The following is a 20,724-nucleotide window of genomic DNA, read 5'->3' as shown; positions in this document are numbered from 1 at the left end:
GGGGCGGGGCGGTGGGCCCGCAGGGAGGTTAGCTCACTGTTACCTCTCTTCACAATGAACGGGGTCCTGATATTGTTCCCGCATGACGACACCGGACGCGGACGGAGTACTCGCCGAGCAGTTGCTCAGGCTCACCCGCCGCCTGCACCGCACCCAGAAGCGCCAGCTGGCGGCGGCCGGGCTCGCCATCACCCCGGCGCAGTTCAGGCTGCTGCGCACGGTGGCCCACTGCGACACGCCCCCGCGGATGGCGGACATCGCCGCGCGCCTGGAGGTCGTGCCGCGGGCGGTGACCAGCCTGGTGGACGCCCTGGAGGAGAGCGGCTGCGTGCGCCGGGTGGCCGACCCCGCCAGCCGCCGGGTGACCCGCGTGGAACTCACCGACACCGGGCGGTCGGCGCTGCGGACCCTGCGCGAGGCCCGGCGCGCCGCCGCCGAGGACGTCCTCGCGCCCCTGACGGCCGCCCAGCGCGAGGCGCTGGGCGGCCTGTTGTCCGCGCTGGTGGACGGACCGGCGCCGGGTCCGGCCTGCTGAGCCGGGGCGGGCAGGGCGGGCGCGGCGGGCGGTGCCCGCATCGGGGAGCGGCAGCCGCCCGGTGGCTCGCCGACGGCCATGACTCGCCACTGGTCATAATGCGCGGGTGACCACGCTTCCTCTGCCGTTGCCCGCCGAGCACATACCCCCCGGCACCGCCGCCTGGCGGACTGCCGACGCCCGGCGCTGGCTCGCCGCCGCGCCCGCCCGGTGGGCGCATCCCCTGTGGGCGCTGTCGGCCCTGACCGCCTCGCTGGTGTGGGACGTGGCGGCGGCTCCCGTCGCCCCCTGCACGTCCACCGCCCCGTGCGGGACCGACTGGCCCGGCATGGGCCTGGTCGCCGTACTGCTGCTGAGCCTGTACTGGGTGTGGCGCCAGCCGCGGCTCGCGCTCGCCGGCCTCGGCGTCACACTGGCGGCATACGCCGCGGACGGCGGCTTCGCGGCCGCGCTCGGTGAACCCTCCGCGCTGGCCTTCCTCGTGGCCGCGGCGTTCACCCTCGCCGGGCTCGTCCACCGGCTGGCCGCCGCGGGGCGGCAGCGGGCCTGCGCCACCACGGCGTCCGGAGGGGTCGCGCATCCCCTGCCCACCCCCGCGCAGAGCTTCCGGCGCGGCCGGCTCTCCTTCGTCCTGGCCACGCCGCTGCTCCTGGCCGCGGGCTTCGGCTGCTGGCAGGCCGTGCAGGTCGCCGACGCCTACGAGGAGCGGGCCGCAGGAGCCGCGCTCCTGTCGGGACGGGTCGCGGCCCTGGGGCAGGACGAGGGCGTCGACGTCCTCACGGTGGAGGCGGACGGGCGCAGCCACCGCCTGGAGACGGCCTATCCCGAGGACTTCCCCGTGGGCAGCCGGGTGGACATCGTCGTGGACGGCGACTGGAAGGCGCTGGTGGCGGAGCCCTACGACGCCTTCGGCTGGGAGCTGCTGGCGGTCGCCGGCTCCGTTTCGGGGCTGGCGTTCCTCGCGAACGGCCTGACGGGGCGGACCCGTTCGAAGCGGCTGCGCCGCAGGCCGCAGCCGGTGCTGCAGGTCCTGGTGCGCGAGGACGACGCCGACGGCCGCACCCGGGTGTTCGCGGCCGACGACCCGGAGGGCCTGCGGCCGGTCCTGCACTTCCACTCGCTGTACGCCTTCGGGGAAGAGGAGGACGAGGACGAGGACGGCCCCGGCGGCGCGGAGGACGACACGGCGGCCCTCGCCGGGCTCGACAGGGTCGCGGAGATCCTCGGCGGCCAGGCCCCTCCCCCGCCGCTGCGGCAGGCCGTCCTGTACGGCGCCCCCTGCACCGGCGCCGAGGTCGCGTTCGTCGCGCTGGGGGACGCGGACGAGCCCGAAGCGTCGGTCGAGTGCAGCGTCAGCGGGGTGCGGCCGACCGTTCCGGGCCCGCTGCAGCGCGGCCCGCGCTCTCCCGGGCGGAAGAACCGGCGGCGGCCCTGGGAGGAGATCGCCGCCGGCCTGGGGCCGACGGAGGAACCGCGTGCATGGGCGGCTGACGGCTTCTCACGCGCGGTCGGCTGCGGCCTGCTGCTGGTGCAGGGCGGCGGCATCTGGGCCGGGCTCGACGACGGTCCCTCGTGGCGCTGGCTGTGGCTGGCCGTGGTGCTGCCGTGGATGGTGACGGCCGTGGCGACGGCGCTCGGCTGGCGTGTCACCGCCGACCGTGACGGCTTGTGGGTGACGGGGGCGTGGCGCGTGCGGCGGGTCCCGTGGCACGCGATCGTCTCCGTGCGGCACTCCGAGGACGGCATCCGCGTCGACCGGGCCGAGGACTCCTCCGTCGAGCTCTCCCCCACCGGCTGGGCGTGGCTGGAGCGGCGCCTGGGCCGCGAGCCGCATGCGCCGCGCGCCGCGGAGGAGCTGGGGTTGCTGCTGCTCCGCCCGGAGCTGCGGCCCTCGCAGGAGGCCCCGACCGGTCGGCAGGGGATGCCGGTCGGGCCGCTGCTGGTGGCGCTCTCGGTGCTGTGGGGTGCGGCGGTGCTGCTCCTGTGACGAGCCGGTCGGCGGCGGGAGGGCCTCAGCGGACGCGGAAGGCGCGCCGGGCCGCGTCCCGGATCGCGTCCGCCAGCGCCTGCGGGGCGGTGAGGTGGGCGGAGTGCCCTTGCCCGGCGAGGGTGACGACGGCCGCGTCCGGCAGGGCTCCCGCCAGGTCGGCCAGCCGCCCGCGCAGGTGGGCCGGGCTCCTGTCGCCCTCGACCAGCGTGGTCGGCAGATCGAGCCGCCGGAACCGGTCGACGCCGACCCCGAGCGCGTCGACCGCGTCGATGTCGGCGATCTGCGCCGGCAGCCCGGCGGTGAGCCGGGACCTCCTCACGGGGTCCGCGAGCAGCCGCTCGACCCGTTCCGCCGGTTCACGGACGATGTCGCGCAGCTGGATGCGCACGGCCCGGTCCGGGTCCCCCGCGGCGAGCGCCGCGCGGGCGCGCCCGGCCGCCTCCGCGCCCACCGGCGAGCGGGTGGGCACCGGGGGTTCGTAGAGCAGCAGGCCGGCCCACAGGGCGGGCGCGCGCACGGCCGCCTCCAGGGCGGCGACCGCGCCGGAGGAGTGGCCGACCAGGAGCACGGGCGGAGCCAGGCGGCGGGCGACCGCCGCGAGGTCCGCCGCCTCGACGGCCATCGAGTGCCCCGGCGGAACCACCGCCCCCGGGGCGTAGATCCGCCGGGTCACCCTGACCACCCGGAAGCCGTCCGCCAGCCACGGGACGACGGCGTCCCAGGAGGCGGCGCTCCCCGCCCCTCCGTGGACGAGCAGCAGGGGCGGCCCCGAGCCGTCGTCGAGTGCCGTGACGGACTCCCCGTCGGCTGAGGTCGCGCGCAGCTCGGCCATGCGCACCAGTCTGCGCCCCGGTCCCACCGCACCCTCCGGCGGGACGGCCTTCTCGGCCCGGCCGGGCTGGCCGCCACGCCGCCGCCGTCCCGCCGCTCGCCACGGCGCGGCGCGGCGCGGCGCGGCGCGGCGGAGAAAAACCCGTTGCCCGTGCGCCCGGGCACGGGGAACCTTGCACGGCCCCCTCCCGCCGCCGAGCCCTGGGACGTCATGCAGATTCGCGACCTTCCGTATCCCGATCCCGGCGATCCGGACGCCCGCTCGGGGACCCGGTTCCTGCTGTGGCTCGGCCGCCGTCAACTCGGGGGCCAGCTGAGGGCCCTGGGCTGGGGCATGCTGCACTTCGCGTCGGTGGTGGCCCTGTCCTACGGCGTCGGCCGCGCGGTGCAGGCCGTGGCCGACGGCTCGGGCCCGGCACTGGCCTCGGCCGGTGGTCTGCTGGCCCTCGCGGCCGCGGGCATCGCCCTCGGCGACACGATGCTGCACCGCACGGCCGTCACGAACTGGATCACCGCCGCGGCCCGCACCCAGCAGTTGCTGGCCCGGCGGACCGCGGCGCTGGGGTCGGCGCTGACCCGCCGGGTCGCCGCGGGCGAGGTGGTGGCGGTGTCCACCGGCGACGTCGAGAAGATCGGCTGGTTCGTGGAGGCGGTCTCCCGCTTCCTGGCCGCCGCCCTCACGGTCGTGCTGGTGTGCGCGGCGCTCCTGGTGCACCAGCCCGAACTCGGCCTCCTGGTGTCGGTGGGGGTCCCGGTGCTGGCGCTCGGGGTGCTGCCCCTGCTGCCGCGGGCCACCCGGCTCGCCGACGTCCAGCGCGAGAAGGCGGGGCGGGCCACCGAGCTGGCGGCCGACACCGTCGCCGGACTGCGGGTGCTGCGCGGCATCGGCGGCGAGGAGCTCTTCCTCGGCCGCTACCGCCGGGCCTCGCAGGAGGTGCGCCGTGCCGCCGTCCGCAGCGCCCGGATGTGGTCGCTGATCTCGGCGCTCCAGGTGCTCCTCCCGGGGGTCCTCTCGATCTGCGTCGTCTGGTACGGCGTCGCCCTGGTCGGCGAGGGCCGCATCGGGGTGGGGCAGTTGGTCACCGTGTACAGCGCCGTGATGCTGCTGGGCTACCCGCTGCGCCAGTTCGAGGAGATCGCCATGGCGTACTCCTTCTCCCGGCCCTCGGCCGCCCGCGCGGCCCGGGTGCTCCGCCTGGAGCGCTCCCCCGCTCCCCGCGCGGCCGCGGCCGTACCCGGCGGCGGCCCGGGCGCGCCCGGGTCCGGCGCTCCGGCCGGCGACCTGTACGACCCCTCCACGGGCCTGCTCGCCCCGGCCGGGGTGCTGACCGCCGTGGTCTGCGGGGACCCCGACGCGGCGGGCCGGCTGGCGGAGCGGCTCGGCGGCCATCCGCCGGACGCGGCGGACCTGCCGTCGGTGCTGCTCGGAGGGGTGCCGCTGGAGGGGCTGCCGGTGGAGGCGGCCCGGGCCGCCGTGCTCGTCCAGGACAAGGACCCGGTGCTGCTGTCCGGCACGCTGACCGAGCTGCTGGACGTCCCGGCCTCCGGCAGGGTCGACCCGGCGACCGCGCTCGACGCCGCGCAGTGCGCGGATGTCCTCGGCGCCCTCGCCCAGGCGGCTCCGGACGGCGACCCGGCCGCCGGCCCGATCACCGAGCGGGGCCGCTCGCTCTCCGGCGGGCAGCGCCAGCGCCTGGCCCTGGCCCGCTCGCTCGTGGCCGACCCCGAGGTGCTGGTGCTCGACGAGCCGACGTCGGCCGTCGACGCGCACACCGAGGCCCGCATCGCGCGCGGTGTCAGCGCCCTGCGTGCGGGCCGGACCACGGTCGTCCTCACCTCCTCGCCGCTGCTCCTGGACGCCGCGGAGCGGGTCGTGCTGGTGCGGGACGGCCGGGTCGCGGCGGTGGGCGGCCACCGGGAGCTGATGGCCCGGGAGCCCGGCTACCGGGCCGTGGTGTCCCGGCGCCCCGAGGAGGACGGCCCCCCACCCGTGCCGGGCGGCGTACCCGGCGGCCCCGAACGCAGCCCGAGCGACATCGAGGAGACGGCATGATCGGCCTCGCGCCCCCGGAACACGACCCGGACGCGCCGCGCGTCGCGGCGACGCTCCCGGTGGGCTCCCCGGCGACGGTGCGCAGCTACGTGCGCGAGCTGCTGGGGCGTCATCGCACCGCGTTCGCGGCGCTCGTCGGCGCCAACGCGGTCGCGGTGATCGCGTCGATGGTGGGGCCCTGGCTGCTGGGCGGGCTGGTGCAGCGGGCGGCCGAGGGTGCGCCGGAGCTGAGTCTGGGGCGCACCGCGGTGCTGTTCGCGTCGGCGCTCGCGGTGCAGGCGGTGTTCGTCCGGCTGATGCGGCTGCGCGCCGCGACGCTCGGCGAGCGGATGCTGGCCGATCTGCGGGAGGACTTCCTGGTCCGGTCGGTGAGGCTGCCGCCGGGCGTCCTGGAGCGGGCCGGCACGGGCGACCTGCTGTCCCGGATCACCACGGACGTCGACCGGCTCGCGAACGCGATGCGGGAGGCCGTCCCGCAGCTGGCCATCGGCGTGCTGTGGGTCGCACTGCTGCTGGGCGGACTCGCGGTCACCGCCCCGCCGCTGGCGCCGGCGGTGCTGCTGGCCGTCCCGCTGCTGGTCGCGGGGTGCCGCTGGTACTTCCGGCGGGCGCCGTCGGCCTACCGGTCGGAGGCCGCCGGGTACGCGGCGGTCGCGGCCGCGCTGGCGGAGACCGTCGACGCGGGGCGGACCGTGGAGGCCCACCGGCTGGGGCGGCGGCGGGTGGCGCTGTCGGACCGGCGGATCGGCGAGTGGACGGCCTGGGAGCGGTACACCCTCGCGCTGCGCTCGGTGCTCTTCCCCGTCGTCAGTCTCACCCATGCGACGGTGCTCGCCTCGGTGCTGATGGTGGGCGGGGTGTTCGTCCTCCAGGGGTGGATCGGGATCGGGCAGCTGACGACCTCGGCCCTGCTGGCGCAGATGATGGTCGATCCGGTCAACCTGGTCCTGCGCTGGTACGACGAGCTCCAGGTGGCGCAGGTGTCGCTCGGGCGGCTCGTCGGCGTGCGGGAGATCGAGCCGGAGGCGGGGGACGGCCGGCTGCGGCCCGAAGGCCGCGAGGTCCGCGCCCGGGAGGTCCGCTTCGGCTACCGGGAGGGCGTCGACGTGCTGCACCGGGTGTCGATGGAGGTGGCGCCCGGGACGCGGCTGGCGCTGGTGGGTCCGTCGGGCGCGGGCAAGTCCACGCTGGGCAGGCTGCTCGCGGGGGTCTACGCACCGCGGGCGGGCACGGTGACGCTGGGCGCCGCCGAGCTGGCGCGCATGCCCGCGGAGCGGGTCCGCACGCATGTGGCGCTGGTCAACCAGGAGCACCACGTGTTCGTGGGTGCGCTGCGCGACAACCTGCGGCTCGCCCGGCCCGACGCCGGGGACGCCGCGCTGTGGGCGGCGCTCGGGGCGGTGGACGCTCAGGGGTGGGCCTCGGCGCTCCCCGGGGGCCTCGACACCGAGGTGGGATCCGGGGGCACGGTACTGACGCCCGCCCAGGCCCAGCAGATCGCGCTGGCGCGCCTGGTGCTGGCCGACCCGCACACGCTGGTCCTGGACGAGGCGACCTCGCTGCTCGACCCGCGGGCGGCGCGCCGGCTGGAGCGCTCGCTGTCGCGGGTGCTGGACGGGCGGACGGTCGTGGCGATCGCCCACCGGCTCCACACGGCGCACGACGCGGACGTGATCGCGGTGGTCGAGGACGGGCGGATCAGCGAGCTGGGCAGCCATGCGGAGCTGGTCGCGGCGGACGGTGCGTACGCGGCGCTCTGGCGCTCCTGGCACGGCTGAGCGGCGCCGGCGCCCGGCCGAGGGGGCGTGGGCGCCGCGGGCGGGGTCAGAAGACGTTGAGCGCCACGGCCCCGCCCACGCCCCCGAGCACCATGAAGGCCGGCATCAGGACCTTCAGCTCCACCCAGCTGCCCGCGCGGAAGCGCATCGCCTTGGGCGGGCCGATCGGGTACCAGCGCTTGCGCCCCACCGGGATGGGCCACAGGATCGGGCAGCCGGAGACGGTCAGCGCGTCGCCCAGGTCGTGGACGAGGGCGCCCAGGACGATGGGCAGCCCCAGCCACAGGTACTCCTGGCCGGGGGCGGAGAACAGCCAGTCGGAGCCGTTGCCCGGCTTGTCCAGCACCCCGGCGAGGATCCAGGCGCTGGTGGCGCCGAGCAGCCAGACCAGGACGTCGCTGGAGACCCGCGCGGCGCGCCACAGCAGCCCTTCGACGGCGAGCACCATGTGCACGAAGAGGATGGCGAGCACCGCCCAGCGCCCGCCCGCGGCGGCCAGCACCGCGGCGCCGCCGCCGACGAGCACGGCCCACAGCCAGGTGTGGGTGAGGGTGCGGTGGCCGCCGGTGCGCCGTGAGTCCCCCGGCTTCCGGGTCGCCTTGTAGACCGCGTAGGAGAGCTTGTCCACGACCTCGCACAGCGTGCGGGAGACCGGCCCGAAGGCCCGGGAGATCGTGGCGGCCTTGTGGTCCAGGTCGGGGGCGAGGGCGGCGCCCGCGCAGATCAGGGCCCCGACCACGAGCACCGGCCAGGGCATGGGGTGGTCGGCCGCCGCGGCCGCGGCTCCCACCCCCAGCCATGCCGCCGCCCCGGAGAGTGAGTGCGCCGGTCCCATCATGTGCGTGTACCCCGCCCCATCGCTGTTGTGCTCGACCCGAGTTGAGGAGGCAGCGTACCTGCCGTGATCTTCGGGGGCGACGGCCGGTTCCCTGATCGCGGCGGAAGGCAGGCAAGATGGGTGCGTGACCCTCATCGATCAGCTGCCGCCCGACGCCGACCCCGACGCCCTCTACGAGGCCTTCTCCACCTGGGCCGAGGACCAGGGCATCACGCTCTATCCGGCTCAGGAGGAGGCGCTGATCGAGGTGGTCTCGGGGGCGAACGTCATCCTGTCGACCCCCACCGGTTCCGGGAAGAGCCTGGTCGCCGCGGGTGCGCACTTCGCGGCGCTGGCCCGTGACGAGGTCACCTTCTACACGGCGCCGATCAAGGCCCTGGTGTCGGAGAAGTTCTTCGACCTGTGCAAGCTGTTCGGCACCGAGAACGTGGGCATGCTGACGGGCGACGCCTCGGTCAACGCGGACGCCCCGGTGATCTGCTGCACCGCCGAGGTGCTGGCGTCCATCGCCCTGCGCGACGGCAGGGACGCCGACGTCGGCCAGGTGGTGATGGACGAGTTCCACTTCTATGCGGAGCAGGACCGGGGCTGGGCGTGGCAGATCCCGCTGCTGGAGCTCCCCCAGGCGCAGTTCGTGCTGATGTCGGCGACGCTCGGCGACGTCTCGATGTTCGAGAAGGACCTCACCCGGCGCACCGGCCGGGAGACGGCCGTGGTGCGCTCGGCCACCCGTCCGGTCCCGCTGTCCTACGAGTACCGCACCACGCCGATCACCGAGACGCTGACCGAGCTGCTGGAGACGAAGCAGGCCCCCGTCTACATCGTGCACTTCACCCAGGCGCAGGCGGTGGAGCGGGCCCAGTCGCTGATGAGCATCAACATGTGCACGCGGGAGGAGAAGGACCGGATCGCCGAGCTGATCGGCAACTTCCGCTTCACCACCAAGTTCGGGCGCAACCTCTCCCGCTACGTGCGGCACGGCATCGGGGTGCACCACGCGGGGATGCTCCCCAAGTACCGGCGGCTGGTGGAGAAGCTGGCGCAGGCCGGTCTGCTGAAGGTCATCTGCGGCACGGACACCCTGGGGGTCGGGGTCAACGTGCCCATCCGCACGGTGCTGTTCACGGCGCTCACCAAGTACGACGGCAACCGGGTGCGGGTGCTGCGCTCCCGGGAGTTCCACCAGATCGCGGGCCGGGCGGGGCGGGCCGGGTTCGACACGGCCGGCTTCGTGGTGGCGCAGGCGCCCGAGCACGTCATCGAGAACGAGAAGGCGCTGGCCAAGGCCGGGGACGATCCGAAGAAGAAGCGGAAGGTGGTCCGCAAGAAGGCGCCGGAGGGTTTCGTCGCCTGGTCGCAGAACTCCTTCGAGAAGCTGATCGCCTCCGATCCCGAACCGCTGACCTCGCGGTTCAAGGTCACCCACGCGATGCTGCTGTCGGTGATCGCCCGCCCGGGGAACGCCTTCGAGGCGATGCGCAGGCTGCTGGAGGACAACCACGAGCCGCGCCGGCAGCAGCTGCGGCACATCCGGCGGGCCATCGCGATCTACCGCTCGCTGCTGGACGGCGGGATCGTGGAGCGGCTGGACACGCCCGACGCCCAGGGGCGGATCGTGCGGCTGACGGTCGACTTCCAGCAGGACTTCGCCCTCAACCAGGCGCTGTCCACCTTCGCCCTGGCCGCGTTCGACCTGCTCGACCCGGAATCGCCCTCGTACGCGCTGGACATGGTGTCCGTGGTGGAGTCGACCCTGGACGACCCGCGGCAGATCCTGGCGGCGCAGCAGAACAAGGCGCGCGGCGAGGCGGTCGGCGCGATGAAGGCCGAGGGGGTGGAGTACGAGGAGCGGATGGAGCGCCTCCAGGACATCTCCTACCCGAAGCCGCTGGACGAGCTGCTGTGGCACGCCTACGACACCTACCGGCGCTCGCACCCCTGGGTGGGCGACCATCCGGTGTCGCCGAAGTCCGTGATCCGGGACATGTACGAACGGGCCCTGTCGTTCACGGAGTTCACCTCGTTCTACGAGCTGGCCCGCACCGAGGGCATCGTGCTGCGCTACCTGGCGAGCGCGTACAAGGCGCTGGACCACACGATCCCGGACGACCTGAAGTCGGAGGACCTCCAGGACCTGATCGCCTGGCTGGGCGAGATGGTGCGGCAGGTGGACTCCAGCCTGCTCGACGAGTGGGAGCAGCTGGCGAACCCGGAGGTGGAGACGGCCGAGGAGGCCCAGGAGAAGGCCGACCAGGTCCGGCCGGTCACGGCGAACGCCCGGGCCTTCAGGGTGCTGGTCCGCAACGCCCTGTTCCGCAGGGTTGAGCTGGCGGCGCTGGACCAGGTGGCCGAACTGGGCGCCATGGACGCCGAGTCCGGCTGGGACGAGGACGCGTGGGCGGGGGCGATGGACGCGTACTGGGAGGAGTACGAGGACCTCGGCACCGGCCCCGACGCCCGGGGGCCGAAGCTGCTGTCGATCGAGGAGGACCCCGCGCACGGGCTGTGGCGGGTGCGCCAGACCTTCGCGGACCCGGAGGGCGACCACGACTGGGGCATCAGCGCCGAGGTGGACCTGGCGGCCTCGGACGAGGAGGGCCGGGCCGTGGTGCGGGTCACCTCCGTCGGGCAGCTCTGAGCCGCACGGGGGCGGGCGGACGCATAGGCTGCCCGCAGACCACGGTGAGAAGGAGTCCCCATGTCCCTGTTCGACATCCCGCTGCGCACCCTGGCGGGTGAGCCCACCACGCTCGCCGAGCACTCCGGGCGGGCGGTGCTGGTGGTGAACGTCGCCTCCCGCTGCGGGCTGACGCCCCAGTACGAGGGGCTGGAGCGCCTCCAGAAGACGTACGCCGGGCGCGGGTTCACGGTGCTCGGGGTGCCGTGCAACCAGTTCGCCGGGCAGGAGCCGGGCAGTGCGCAGGAGATCGCCGAGTTCTGCTCGGCGACGTACGGGGTGAGCTTCCCGCTGCTGGAGAAGGCGGAGGTGAACGGCGCCGGCCGGCATCCGCTGTTCGCGGAGCTGACCGCGGTGCAGGACGCGGAGGGCGAGGCGGGCGACGTGCAGTGGAACTTCGAGAAGTTCCTCGTCGCGCCGTCGGGCCGGGTGGCGCGCTTCCGCCCGCGCACCGAACCGGAGGCGCCCGAGGTCGTGGCGGCGATCGAGGCGCTGCTGGCCTCCTGAGCCTCGCGACGGGCCCGCGGCTCCCCCTTCGAGGGGGAGCCGCGGGCCCGTCGTTTCCGGTGTCCGGGAGGTCAGCGGATGGGCATGCCCGACAGGGTGCGGGCGATGACCAGGCGCTGGATCTCGCTGGTCCCCTCGAAGATCGTGTAGATGGCCGCGTCCCGGTGCATCCGCTCCACCGGGTACTCCCGGGTGTAGCCGTTGCCGCCGAGGATCTGGATGGCCTGCGCGGTGACCTTCTTGGCCGTCTCGCTGGCGAAGAGCTTGGACATGGAGCCCTCGGCCGCGGTGAACGGCTTTCCTGCGGTGGCCATCCAGGAGGCGCGCCAGACCAGGAGGCGGGCCGCGTCGATCTGCGTGCGCATGTCCGCGAGCTGGAAGGCGACGCCCTGGTTGTCGATGACCGGGCGGCCGAACTGCTCGCGGGTCATGGCGTACTCCAGCGCCTCCTCGTAGGCGGCGCGGGCGGTGCCCACGGCCATGGCGCCGACGGCCGGGCGGGATGCCTCGAACGTGGCCATGGCCGCGTTCTTGACCCGCTCTCCCCCGGCCCTGGCCCGCTCGCGGGCGCGGGCCAGGCGCTCGTCGAGCTTCTCCTTGCCGCCGAGGAGGCAGGCGCCGGGGACGCGGACGTCCTCCAGAACCACCTCGGCGGTGTGGGAGGCGCGGATGCCGTGCTTGCGGAACTTCTGGCCCTGGGAGAGCCCGGGGGTGCCCGGGGGGACGATGAAGGAGGCGTGGCCCTTGGAGCCGAGGCCGGGGTCGACGACGGCGACGACGACGTGGACGTTGGCGATTCCGCCGTTGGTGGCCCAGGTCTTGGTGCCGTCGAGGACCCATTCGTCCTTGGCCTCGTCGTAGACGGCGCGGGTGCGCATGGCGGAGACGTCGCTTCCGGCGTCGGGCTCGGAGGAGCAGAAGGCGGCGACCTTGACGTCGTGGGTGTCGCCGTACATCTGCGGGATCCAGGTGCCGATCTGCTCCTCGGTGCCGTTGGCGATGACGCCGACCGCGGCGAGGCCGGTGCCGACGATGGACAGGGCGATGCCCGCGTCGCCCCAGAAGAGCTCCTCCATCGTCATCGGGATGCCGAGGCCGGTGGGGTCGAAGAACTGCTGGGCGTAGAAGTCCAGGGAGTAGATGCCGAGCTTGGCGGCCTCCTGGATGACGGGCCAGGGCGTCTCCTCGCGCTCGTCCCACTCCGCGGCCGCCGGGCGCATGACGTTCCTGGCGAATCCGTTCAGCCAGTCGCGGACCTGCTTCTGGTCCTCGTTGAGATCGAGCGTGAACTCGGCCATGACCCCTCCAGCACTACGGCGCCCCAACCAGCGCGTTACTTGCGGTAACGAAAGTCTGTTACCGATCAGTAGGGGCTGTCAACCGAGCCGGTCGGATGATCGGTTCGAACACACGGGTGCTACTTTGCGCGTCACGCAATCGCAAGGGCGGGGAGAGACATCCATGGCGACGACGCATCACCAGCGGTCGGGCGAGGAGCGGCGGCGCGAACTGCTGGAGGCGGCGGAGCGGGTGGTGCTGCGGGACGGGCCGGGCGCCTCGATGAACGCCATAGCCGCCGAGGCCGGGATCACCAAGCCCATCCTCTACCGCCACTTCGGGGACAAGGGCGGTCTCTACCGGGCGCTGGCCAAGCGCCACACCGACGCCCTGCTGCGCGCCCTGCAGATCGCCGTGGACACGCCCGGCGACCGCCGCCGCCAGGTCGCGGGCACGCTGGACACCTACCTCGCGGCCATCGAGGCCCGCCCCCAGGTCTACCGCTTCCTGATGCACCCGGCCGACGACGGGGCCGCCGGGGGCTCCGAGCAGGGCTTCGACGTGGGGCGCCACTCGGCGCCCCTGCTGCGGCGCCTCGGCGAGGAGCTGGGCAAGGTCGTCGCCGACCGGGTGGACCTCGGCCCCCGGGGCGACCTGGTCGCCCGGGTGTGGGGCCACGGGATCGTCGGGATGATGCACGCGGCGGGCGACTGGTGGCTCGGGGAACGCCCCTGCGGGCGGGCCGAGTTGGTCGAGACCCTGACGGACCTGCTGTGCGGGCGCCTCTTCGGGGTGCCCGACCGCCCGGGCGCCCGCCCGGGAGCCGGCGGGTGACCCCGCGCGGCCGGGCGGACGGCCGCCGGGCCGCACCGGGCCGGAAGGCCCCACCCGGCCCGGGCGCCGGACCGGGTCAGGACACCGGACCGGCCAGCCGCGCGTGCCGCTCGGGTGTGCCCCACGGCGCCCTGCGCACGCCCCGGGCCAGCCGTGCCCGGCGCCGGGAGGGGAGCCGGTCGGCGTAGAGGAGGCCGTCGAGGTGGTCGCACTCGTGCTGGAGGCAGCGGGCGAAGAACCCGGTCCCCTCGATCCGCACCGGCGAACCGTCCGCGCTCACCCCTTCCACCACCGCCCGGTCGAACCGCTCGGTGGGCGCCTCCAGCCCGGGCAGCGAGAGGCAGCCCTCCGGCCCCCGGACCACGAGGCCGTCGGCCTCGACCAGGCGCGGGTTCACCACGTGGCCGAGATGGCGCAGGTCCTCGTCGTCGGGGCAGTCGTAGACGAAGACCCGCAGGGCCTCGCCCACCTGGTTGGCCGCGAGGCCCACACCCCGCGCCGCGTACATCGTCGCGAACATGTCCTCGACGAGGCGGGCGAGCGGCGCCCCGAAGTCGGTGACGGTCTCGCAGGGGGCGTGCAGCACGGGCGCCCCGAGCAGGCTCATGGGCCTGACGAGTCCGGAACTGCCGGGGATCGGCCGGTTTCGCATGGCGACCAGCGTACGTTCCGGAGCGACCTCGCCGTTTCCCGGTGGTGCCGAGGTACTGGCCGCCGCGGAGAGGTCGATAGGCTGACTCCGGACCGACGCAAGGAGGATCAAGGACGATGTCAGGCAACTCGGAGCTGACGCCGCGTGCCAAGCTGGCCGTGACGGCGGGCAAGGCCGCGGCGGCGGTGTCCCGCGCCGCCGGACGCGGAAGCGGGTCGGTGATCGGCGGCCGGGTCGCGCTCAAGCTCGACCCCGACCTGCTGGGGCGGCTCGCGCAGCACCTGGACGTGGTCCTCGTGTCGGCGACGAACGGCAAGACGACCACCACGCGGCTGATCGCCGAGGCACTGCGCGCCGCGGGCCCCGTCGTGTCGAACGCCCTCGGCGCCAACATGCCCGCGGGCATCACCTCGGCGCTGTCCGGCGGCGGCGAGGCCCGGTTCGGCGTGATCGAGGTGGACGAGAAGTACCTCGCCGGCGTGGCGAAGGACGTCACCCCCAAGGCGATCGCGCTGCTCAACCTCTCCCGCGACCAGCTCGACCGCGCCGCCGAGACGCGGATGCTGGCCGAGAAGTGGCGCGAGGGGCTGACCGGCACCAAGGCCGTCGTGATCGCCAACGCCGACGACCCGCTGGTGGTGTGGGCCGCGTCGTCCTCCCCCAACGTCGTCTGGGTGGCCGCGGGGCAGGAGTGGAAGGACGACGCCTGGTCGTGCCCGTCCTGCGGCGGTGTGATGCAGCGCCCGGGCGACGACTGGTTCTGCGGCGAGTGCGGCTTCCGGCGCCCCGCCCCGACCTGGGTGCTCAGCGGCGAGCACGTCCTCGACCCGCACGGCAGCGCATGGCCGATCCGGCTGCAGCTGCCGGGCCGCGCCAACCGGGCGAACGCCGCCACCTCGGCCGCGGTCGCCGCCGCCTTCGGTGTGCCGCCGCAGGTCGCCCTGGAGCGCATGTACCAGGTGCAGGCCGTGGCCGGCCGCTACGACGTGGTGAACTTCCTCGGCCGGGACGTGCGGCTGCTGCTGGCGAAGAACCCGGCCGGATGGCTGGAGACCTTCTCCCTGATCGACCCGCCGCCGACGCCGGTGGTCCTCTCCGTCAACGCGCGGGGGGCGGACGGCACCGACACCTCGTGGCTGTGGGACGTGGACTACACCCGGCTGGCCGGGCACCCCATCTTCGTCATCGGCGACCGCAGGCTGGACCTCGCCGTGCGCCTGGAGGTCGCGGGCCTGGACTTCCGGGTGTGCGAGACGGTGGACGAGGCCGTGCAGTCGGCGCCCCCCGGGCGCATCGAGCTGATCGCCAACTACACCGCCTTCCAGGACGTGCGCCGCCGGGTCGGCAACTGAGCAGCGGACCGGCGGAAAGGACTTGAGAGACATGAGTGACAGCAGCCTCCGTCTGGTGTGGGTCTACCCCGACCTGCTCAGCACCTACGGGGACCAGGGCAACGCCCTCGTCGTCGAGCGCCGCGCCCGTCAGCGCGGCCTGGACGTGATGCGGATCGACGTCCGCAGCGACCAGCCCGTCCCCACCTCCGGCGACATCTACCTGATCGGCGGCGGCGAGGACCGCCCGCAGCGCCTGGCGGCCGAGCGGCTGCGGCGCGACGGCGGCCTGAGCCGTGCGTCGTCCAACGGCGCGATCATCTTCTCGGTCTGCGCGGGCTACCAGATCCTCGGCCACGAGTTCATCAACGACCTCGGCGAGCGCGAGCCGGGGCTCGGGCTCCTCGACGTGGTGTCCACCCGCGGCGAGGGCGACCGGTGCGTGGGCGACGTCCTCGCGGACATCGACCCGCGGCTGGGCCTGCCCCAGCTGACCGGCTTCGAGAACCACCAGGGCATCACCCATCTCGGCCCGACGGCGCGCCCCTTCGCGCGCACCGTCTTCGGCCGCGGCAACGGCACGGGGGACGGCACCGAGGGCGCGTACAACGGCACCGTCTTCGGCACCTACATGCACGGGCCGGTGATGGCGCGCAACCCGCAGATCGCGGACCTGCTGCTGAAGCTGGCCCTCGATGTGAACGCCCTGCCGCCGACCGACGACCGGTGGTACGAGGCGCTCCGGGCGGAGCGGATCGCGGCCGCGACACAGCCCGCCTGACACCCCCCGCGCTCACCCGAGCGCCCATGTCGGCGGCCCTTCGCTCAGCTGAGCGAAGGGCCGCCGACATGGTCCCAGCAGGCGGACGCCCGTTTAGGAACGGGCCCCCGGCGCCGGTAGGGTGACAGGGATCCCACCGGACGACGTGGTCCGGGAGTCTGCCCACGTTGTAAAGGTTCTCGGGCTATGCGCATTGGTGTGCTCACCTCCGGCGGCGACTGCCCCGGTCTGAACGCCGTCATCCGCTCCGTCGTGCACCGTGCCGTCGTCGACCACGGCGACGAGGTCATCGGATTCCACGACGGCTGGAAGGGCCTGCTGGAGTGCGACTACCGCAAGCTCGACCTGGACGCCGTCTCCGGCATCCTGGCCCGCGGCGGCACCATCCTGGGATCCTCCCGTGTGCAGCCCGCGCACCTGGTCGACGGCGTGGAGCGCGCCAGGGGGCACGTGGCCGACCTGGGCCTGGACGCGATCATCCCGATCGGGGGCGAGGGCACCCTCAAGGCCGCCAACCTGCTGTCGGAGGCCGGGCTGCCGATCGTGGGCGTGCCGAAGACGATCGACAACGACATCGCCTCCACGGACGTGACCTTCGGCTTCGACACGGCCGTCGGCGTGGCCACCGAGGCCCTGGACCGTCTGAAGACCACGGCCGAGTCCCACCAGCGCGTGCTGATCGTGGAGGTCATGGGCCGGCACACCGGCTGGATCGCCCTCCACTCGGGCATGGCGGCCGGTGCGCACGCGATCGTCGTCCCGGAGCGCCCCTTCGACATAGAGGAGCTCACCGCCCGGGTCGGCGAGCGCTTCTCCCAGGGCAAGAAGTTCGCCATCGTGGTGGTCGCGGAGGGCGCGAAGCCGCGCGAGGGCAGCATGGCCTGGGACGAGGGCGGCAAGGACATCTACGGCCACGAGCGCTTCGCCGGCGTCGCCCGCCAGCTCTCCATCGAGCTGGAGCACCGACTGGGCAAGGAGGCCCGGCCGGTGATCCTCGGCCATGTCCAGCGGGGCGGCACACCGACCGCGTACGACCGGGTCCTCGCCACCCGCTTCGGCTGGCACGCCGTGGAGGCCGCCCACCGCGGGGAGTTCGGGATGCTGACCGCGCTGCGCGGGACCGACATCGCGATGGTGCCGCTGGCCGACGCCACCCGGACGCTCAAGACGGTCCCGGCGGACCGCTACGCCGAGGCCGAGTGCGTGCTCTGACCTCCCGCCCCGGCACGTGACCTTCCGATGTGCCCCCGGCCGCGGCTGCGGCCGGGGGCACATCTAGTCTGGTCCGGACAACAGGCACGAATCGGCAGGTCCGGGGAGTACACAGATGGATCACAGCGGGCACGGCATGACCATGGATCTGCCGCCGTTCACGCTGGGACGGGGGCTGGAGCTCTCCCCGGAGCCGTTCTTCCTCGTGGGCTGCCTGGTGGCGCTCGGGCTCTACGGGTGGGGCGTGGTGCGGCTGCGCCGCCGCGGCGACGCCTGGCCGGTGAGCCGCACGGTGATGTTCACCGCGGGCGTGCTGAGCGTGGCGCTGGTGATGTGCACCAAGCTCAACGACTACGGCATGGTCATGTTCAGCGTGCACATGGTGCAGCACATGGTGATCAGCATGCTGTCGCCGATCGTGCTGCTGCTCGGGGCTCCGATCACACTGGCGCTGCGCGCGCTGCCGGTGGCCGGCCGCGGACGCTCCGGGCCCCGTGAGCTGCTGCTGAAGCTGCTGCACAGCCGCTACATCCGGGTGGTCACGCACCCTGCCTTCACGATCCCCCTCTTCATCGCCAGCCTCTACGGCCTCTACTTCACCCCGCTGTTCGACTTCCTGATGGGCTCCACGGCGGGCCACCTCGCGATGATGGTGCACTTCCTGGCCGTGGGCCTGGTCTTCTTCTGGCCGATCATGGGCGTGGACCCCGGTCCCCACCGGCCGGGGTACGTGATGCGGATGCTGGAGCTGTTCGCGGGCATGCCCTTCCACGCCTTCTTCGGCATCGCCCTGATGATGGCGTCCGAGCCGATGATCGGGACCTACAGCAGCCCGCCGGCCTCGCTGGGCATCGACGCGCTGACCGACCAGAACGCGGCGGGCGGAATCGCCTGGGCCTTCAGCGAGATCCCGTCCGTGCTGGTGCTCCTCGCACTGGTCTTCCAGTGGTACCGGTCCGAGCAGCGGGTGGCCAAGCGGCGGGACCGGGCGGCGGACCGGGACGGCGACAAGGAGCTGGAGGCGTACAACGCCTATCTCGCCTCGCTCCAGGCCCGGGGGAACCGGGCCGGATAGCCCGGGCGGGGGCTGCGCCCGCCGGGGGTGCGGGCCGCCCGGCGGTGGCGCCGCGGCGGGGGCAGGGGCGACCATGGTCCCGACAGGCCCCGCCGTCGAAGGAGGGCGCAGATGTCCCGGATATCCGGTGCCAAGGCCATGGGAGCGCTCACCGTCGGCTCCCTGGTGGCCGTGACGGCCTACACGGCGGCGCTCGGCAGCAACGGCTGGCTCTGGTTCGGCTGGATCGTGCTGGGCCTGGTGACGCTCGGCGTGGTCACCTCGCGCAGCACCTGAGCAGGTCCCGCGCGGCCCCGGCCGGGAGCGGGGGCCGCCCGCGGGGCCGGGAGGGCACCCCCGGGGCGCTTCGGCCGCGCCGCGGGCCGTCCCCGGGCCGGAGCCGCGGTCAGAACCGGAAGACCGGGCCCGTGGTGGCGGTCAGCTCGCACGCGTTGGCGAAGGTCCTGCGCCAGGAGGTGGGGCGCCCGCGCCAGGCCCCGGTCGCACTGACGGTCACCGGGTCGTACTGCTTGGTGCAGGGCTGGGCGTCGCCCGGGAGGCGGTCCAGGTGCCCGTCCACCGCCTCCAGCTCGGCGCAGGCCTCGGCCGCCTCCGGATGGGGGCCGGCCGGCTGGGGGGCGCAGCTCAGCACGACGCCCCTGATCCAGGTGTTCTCGGCACCCGAGACGGTCAGGAACAGCCTCCGGGCCGGCGTCTGCTCCCCGGGGGCGTCCTCGGGCACGGTCCCGGACACGGTGGGGGTGTCGGTGGGCGTGTCCCCCGGGGCGTCCTCGGGCACGGTCCCGGACACGGTGGGGGTGTCGGTGGGCGGCACGGGGAGGGCCGCGGCGGGCGCTGCCGTCACCGGGACGGCCGCCGCGAGGGCGAGCAGGGCAGCTGCGGCAAGGGCTCGGGTGCGGTGCATGCGCTACTCCTGGCGGGGAGGCCGGCCGTCGGCCGGCGGAGGCTGTGCGGGGGCGAGGCACAGCGGACCGCCGGGGCCGGGTGCCCCGCAAGGCGCCGCGCCGACGGGTACCGCCGAGGGGCGCCGGGGTTGGCCCGTACGGCTGCGCACCGGCGCGGTCCCGGGGCGGCGAGGGCGGCGGGCCCGGCCGGCGCGCGGAGGGGCGGCGGACGGACGTAGGGGGCGTGCCCTCGCCCGGTCCGCTGACCGGGCGAGGGCACGCCCCTTACGGGAGGCGGCGCCGGAGGGGGCCGCTCGGGCGCTGTCGCGGGCTATGCCTTGGGCGCGGACGCGAGGTGGGCGAAGACGACCACGTTCTCGGTGTAGTCCTTGGTCTTCCGGTCGTACGCGCCCCCGCAGGTGATCAGACGCAGCTGGGCGTCGGGGGTGTCGGCGTAGACCCGCTCGTCGGGGAAGTCGTCCTTCCTGAAGTTCTCCACCTCGTCGACCACGAAGCGCGCGGTCGTCCCGTCGGCCCGGACGACGTCCACCGTGCTGCCCTTCTTCAGCATCCTCAGCTGGAGGAAGACGGCGGGGCCGGTGGTGGTGTCGACATGTCCGGCGATGATCGACGTCCCGAGTTCGCCCGGGGTCACACCGTCCTGGAACCAGCCCACCAGGTTGCGGTCGTCCGGGGGCGGCGCGTCAAGGGTGCCGTCCTTGCCGATGGACAGGCCCGTGAACGGGGCGTCCACGGCGATCGCCGCGATCTTCAGCCGGGTCGGCTCGGAGCGGGGCAGGGACAGGGGCTTCTCGGCCGGTTTCTGCGCCGGGGACGCGGAAGGTGCGGCGGAGGCGGCGGGGGAGGCGGCGGCGCTGGGCTTCGGCGCGGCCGCCGAGGCGGGCTTGGCGTCGTCGGGCGGACCGAAGGAGTTGTAGATCAGCAGGAGGCCGAGGAGGCAGGCGACGACCGGCCAGAGCAGGGCGCGCCCGAGCGAACGGGCGGCGGAGAAGGAAGGGCGGGAGGAATCGGGGCGCTGCGGGGAGGCCATGCTGCGGACCTTTCACTGCCTGGAGGTGGTGCGTACCGTCCGGGCCGGGGACCTGGGCCGGACGGCCGGGTGGGGACGACCGGGTGGAGACGACCGGCGTCGCGGCCGCCGCCCGGCAGGGCGGCAGCCGCGACGCGGAGTGCGGGGCGAGGAGGTCAGGCGGCGGCGGAGCCGGTCGCTCCGCGACGGCGCATCACCATGGCGCCCGCGCCGAGACCGCCGAGCAGCAGGACCGCGCCCGCGGCCAGGCCGCCGCCGGACAGGGCCGTGCCGCCGCCACCGGCGTGGACGCCGCCGCGGGGCTTGTCGTGCTTCCAGGACTTCTCCTCGTCGCCCTTCTCCCACTTCTTCTCGTCGGAGCCGTTGTCCTTGCTCCAGTCGTCGGCCGAGACCGCGGCGAGAGCACCGCCACCGGCG

At 74.4% G+C, this 20,724-nt stretch carries 18 protein-coding genes and 1 pseudogene; 12 read left to right on the top strand and 7 right to left on the bottom strand.

What is annotated here, in order from left to right:
* Positions 1-82 precede the first annotated feature (82 nt).
* Complete coding sequence (locus ACGF15_RS15135; RefSeq protein ID WP_345614856.1) at positions 83-535, top strand: MarR family transcriptional regulator; 453 nt, start codon at positions 83-85, stop codon at positions 533-535.
* Positions 536-641: 106 nt separating this feature from the next.
* Entirely contained in the window at positions 642-2,522 is a 1,881-nt protein-coding gene (locus ACGF15_RS15130) for a hypothetical protein (RefSeq protein ID WP_392799200.1), read from the top strand.
* 25 nt (positions 2,523-2,547) lie between these two features.
* Here the strand turns inward: ACGF15_RS15130 and ACGF15_RS15125 are convergent, their stop codons facing one another.
* Positions 2,548-3,357: an alpha/beta fold hydrolase gene (locus tag ACGF15_RS15125; protein WP_392799197.1), complete on the bottom strand. Its 810-nt coding sequence runs from the start codon at positions 3,355-3,357 to the stop codon at positions 2,548-2,550.
* Between the two features lie 210 nt (positions 3,358-3,567).
* Between ACGF15_RS15125 and ACGF15_RS15120 the strand changes: the two genes are divergently transcribed.
* On the top strand, positions 3,568-5,409 hold the full coding sequence (locus ACGF15_RS15120; RefSeq protein ID WP_392799194.1) for an ABC transporter transmembrane domain-containing protein: 1,842 nt from the start codon (positions 3,568-3,570) through the stop codon (positions 5,407-5,409).
* Positions 5,406-7,187 carry an ABC transporter ATP-binding protein gene (locus tag ACGF15_RS15115; protein ID WP_392799191.1) on the top strand — a complete coding sequence of 594 codons (1,782 nt, stop codon included), beginning with the start codon at positions 5,406-5,408 and terminating at the stop codon, positions 7,185-7,187. The genes ACGF15_RS15120 and ACGF15_RS15115 overlap by 4 nt, the downstream gene beginning before the upstream one ends.
* A 46-nt stretch (positions 7,188-7,233) precedes the next feature.
* Here ACGF15_RS15115 and ACGF15_RS15110 read toward each other — a convergent pair whose 3' ends face one another.
* Positions 7,234-8,025 carry a metal-dependent hydrolase gene (locus ACGF15_RS15110; protein WP_345614861.1) on the bottom strand — a complete coding sequence of 264 codons (792 nt, stop codon included), beginning with the start codon at positions 8,023-8,025 and terminating at the stop codon, positions 7,234-7,236.
* Positions 8,026-8,149: 124 nt separating this feature from the next.
* Here ACGF15_RS15110 and ACGF15_RS15105 point away from each other — a divergent pair, with 124 nt between their 5' ends.
* Complete coding sequence (locus ACGF15_RS15105) at positions 8,150-10,663, top strand: DUF3516 domain-containing protein (RefSeq protein WP_345614862.1); 2,514 nt, start codon at positions 8,150-8,152, stop codon at positions 10,661-10,663.
* Between the two features lie 60 nt (positions 10,664-10,723).
* Positions 10,724-11,209 (top strand): glutathione peroxidase, encoded by a 486-nt coding sequence (locus tag ACGF15_RS15100; protein WP_392799186.1) that lies wholly within the window; start codon positions 10,724-10,726, stop codon positions 11,207-11,209.
* Positions 11,210-11,280: 71 nt separating this feature from the next.
* On the opposite strand, the gene ACGF15_RS15095 is transcribed toward ACGF15_RS15100, so the two are convergent.
* Positions 11,281-12,507, bottom strand: a complete 1,227-nt coding sequence (locus ACGF15_RS15095; RefSeq protein ID WP_392799183.1) for an acyl-CoA dehydrogenase family protein — start codon at positions 12,505-12,507, stop codon at positions 11,281-11,283.
* 163 nt (positions 12,508-12,670) lie between these two features.
* Between ACGF15_RS15095 and ACGF15_RS15090 the strand changes: the two genes are divergently transcribed.
* Positions 12,671-13,321: a TetR family transcriptional regulator gene (locus ACGF15_RS15090; protein WP_345614866.1), complete on the top strand. Its 651-nt coding sequence runs from the start codon at positions 12,671-12,673 to the stop codon at positions 13,319-13,321.
* Between the two features lie 76 nt (positions 13,322-13,397).
* Here the strand turns inward: ACGF15_RS15090 and def are convergent, their stop codons facing one another.
* Positions 13,398-13,973 (bottom strand): peptide deformylase, encoded by a 576-nt coding sequence (gene def / locus ACGF15_RS15085; RefSeq protein WP_362615651.1) that lies wholly within the window; start codon positions 13,971-13,973, stop codon positions 13,398-13,400.
* Positions 13,974-14,089: 116 nt separating this feature from the next.
* On the opposite strand from def, the gene ACGF15_RS15080 reads away from it, so the two are divergent.
* The 5 genes from ACGF15_RS15080 (at position 14,090) to ACGF15_RS15060 (ending at position 18,648) form a co-directional block, all read left to right on the top strand.
* Complete coding sequence (locus tag ACGF15_RS15080; protein ID WP_345614868.1) at positions 14,090-15,325, top strand: MurT ligase domain-containing protein; 1,236 nt, start codon at positions 14,090-14,092, stop codon at positions 15,323-15,325.
* Between the two features lie 31 nt (positions 15,326-15,356).
* The gene (locus ACGF15_RS15075; RefSeq protein ID WP_345614869.1) at positions 15,357-16,085 is read left to right on the top strand and encodes a glutamine amidotransferase; all 729 of its coding nucleotides are present in this window, start codon (positions 15,357-15,359) and stop codon (positions 16,083-16,085) included.
* 186 nt (positions 16,086-16,271) lie between these two features.
* Positions 16,272-17,297, top strand: coding sequence for a 6-phosphofructokinase (locus tag ACGF15_RS15070; RefSeq protein WP_345614870.1), 1,026 nt, complete (start codon positions 16,272-16,274; stop codon positions 17,295-17,297).
* Positions 17,298-17,412: 115 nt separating this feature from the next.
* Positions 17,413-18,372 carry a cytochrome c oxidase assembly protein gene (locus ACGF15_RS15065; protein ID WP_345614871.1) on the top strand — a complete coding sequence of 320 codons (960 nt, stop codon included), beginning with the start codon at positions 17,413-17,415 and terminating at the stop codon, positions 18,370-18,372.
* A gap of 111 nt (positions 18,373-18,483) precedes the next feature.
* Positions 18,484-18,648 (top strand): hypothetical protein, encoded by a 165-nt coding sequence (locus ACGF15_RS15060; protein WP_345614872.1) that lies wholly within the window; start codon positions 18,484-18,486, stop codon positions 18,646-18,648.
* A gap of 109 nt (positions 18,649-18,757) precedes the next feature.
* On the opposite strand, the gene ACGF15_RS15055 is transcribed toward ACGF15_RS15060, so the two are convergent.
* From ACGF15_RS15055 to ACGF15_RS15045, 3 genes and pseudogenes are all read right to left on the bottom strand, one after another.
* Complete coding sequence (locus tag ACGF15_RS15055) at positions 18,758-19,276, bottom strand: SSI family serine proteinase inhibitor (protein WP_345614873.1); 519 nt, start codon at positions 19,274-19,276, stop codon at positions 18,758-18,760.
* 311 nt (positions 19,277-19,587) lie between these two features.
* On the bottom strand, positions 19,588-20,307 hold the full coding sequence (locus tag ACGF15_RS15050) for a class F sortase (protein WP_362614878.1): 720 nt from the start codon (positions 20,305-20,307) through the stop codon (positions 19,588-19,590).
* A gap of 155 nt (positions 20,308-20,462) precedes the next feature.
* Positions 20,463-20,724: pseudogene (locus ACGF15_RS15045) on the bottom strand (hypothetical protein); the annotation flags it as partial.

This window comes from Streptomyces sp. NPDC048001 (assembly GCF_043203115.1).
In the GTDB taxonomy this organism is placed as follows: Bacteria; Actinomycetota; Actinomycetes; order Streptomycetales; family Streptomycetaceae; genus Streptomyces; species Streptomyces sanyensis.
This window is presented reverse-complemented; position numbering and strand designations above follow the sequence as displayed.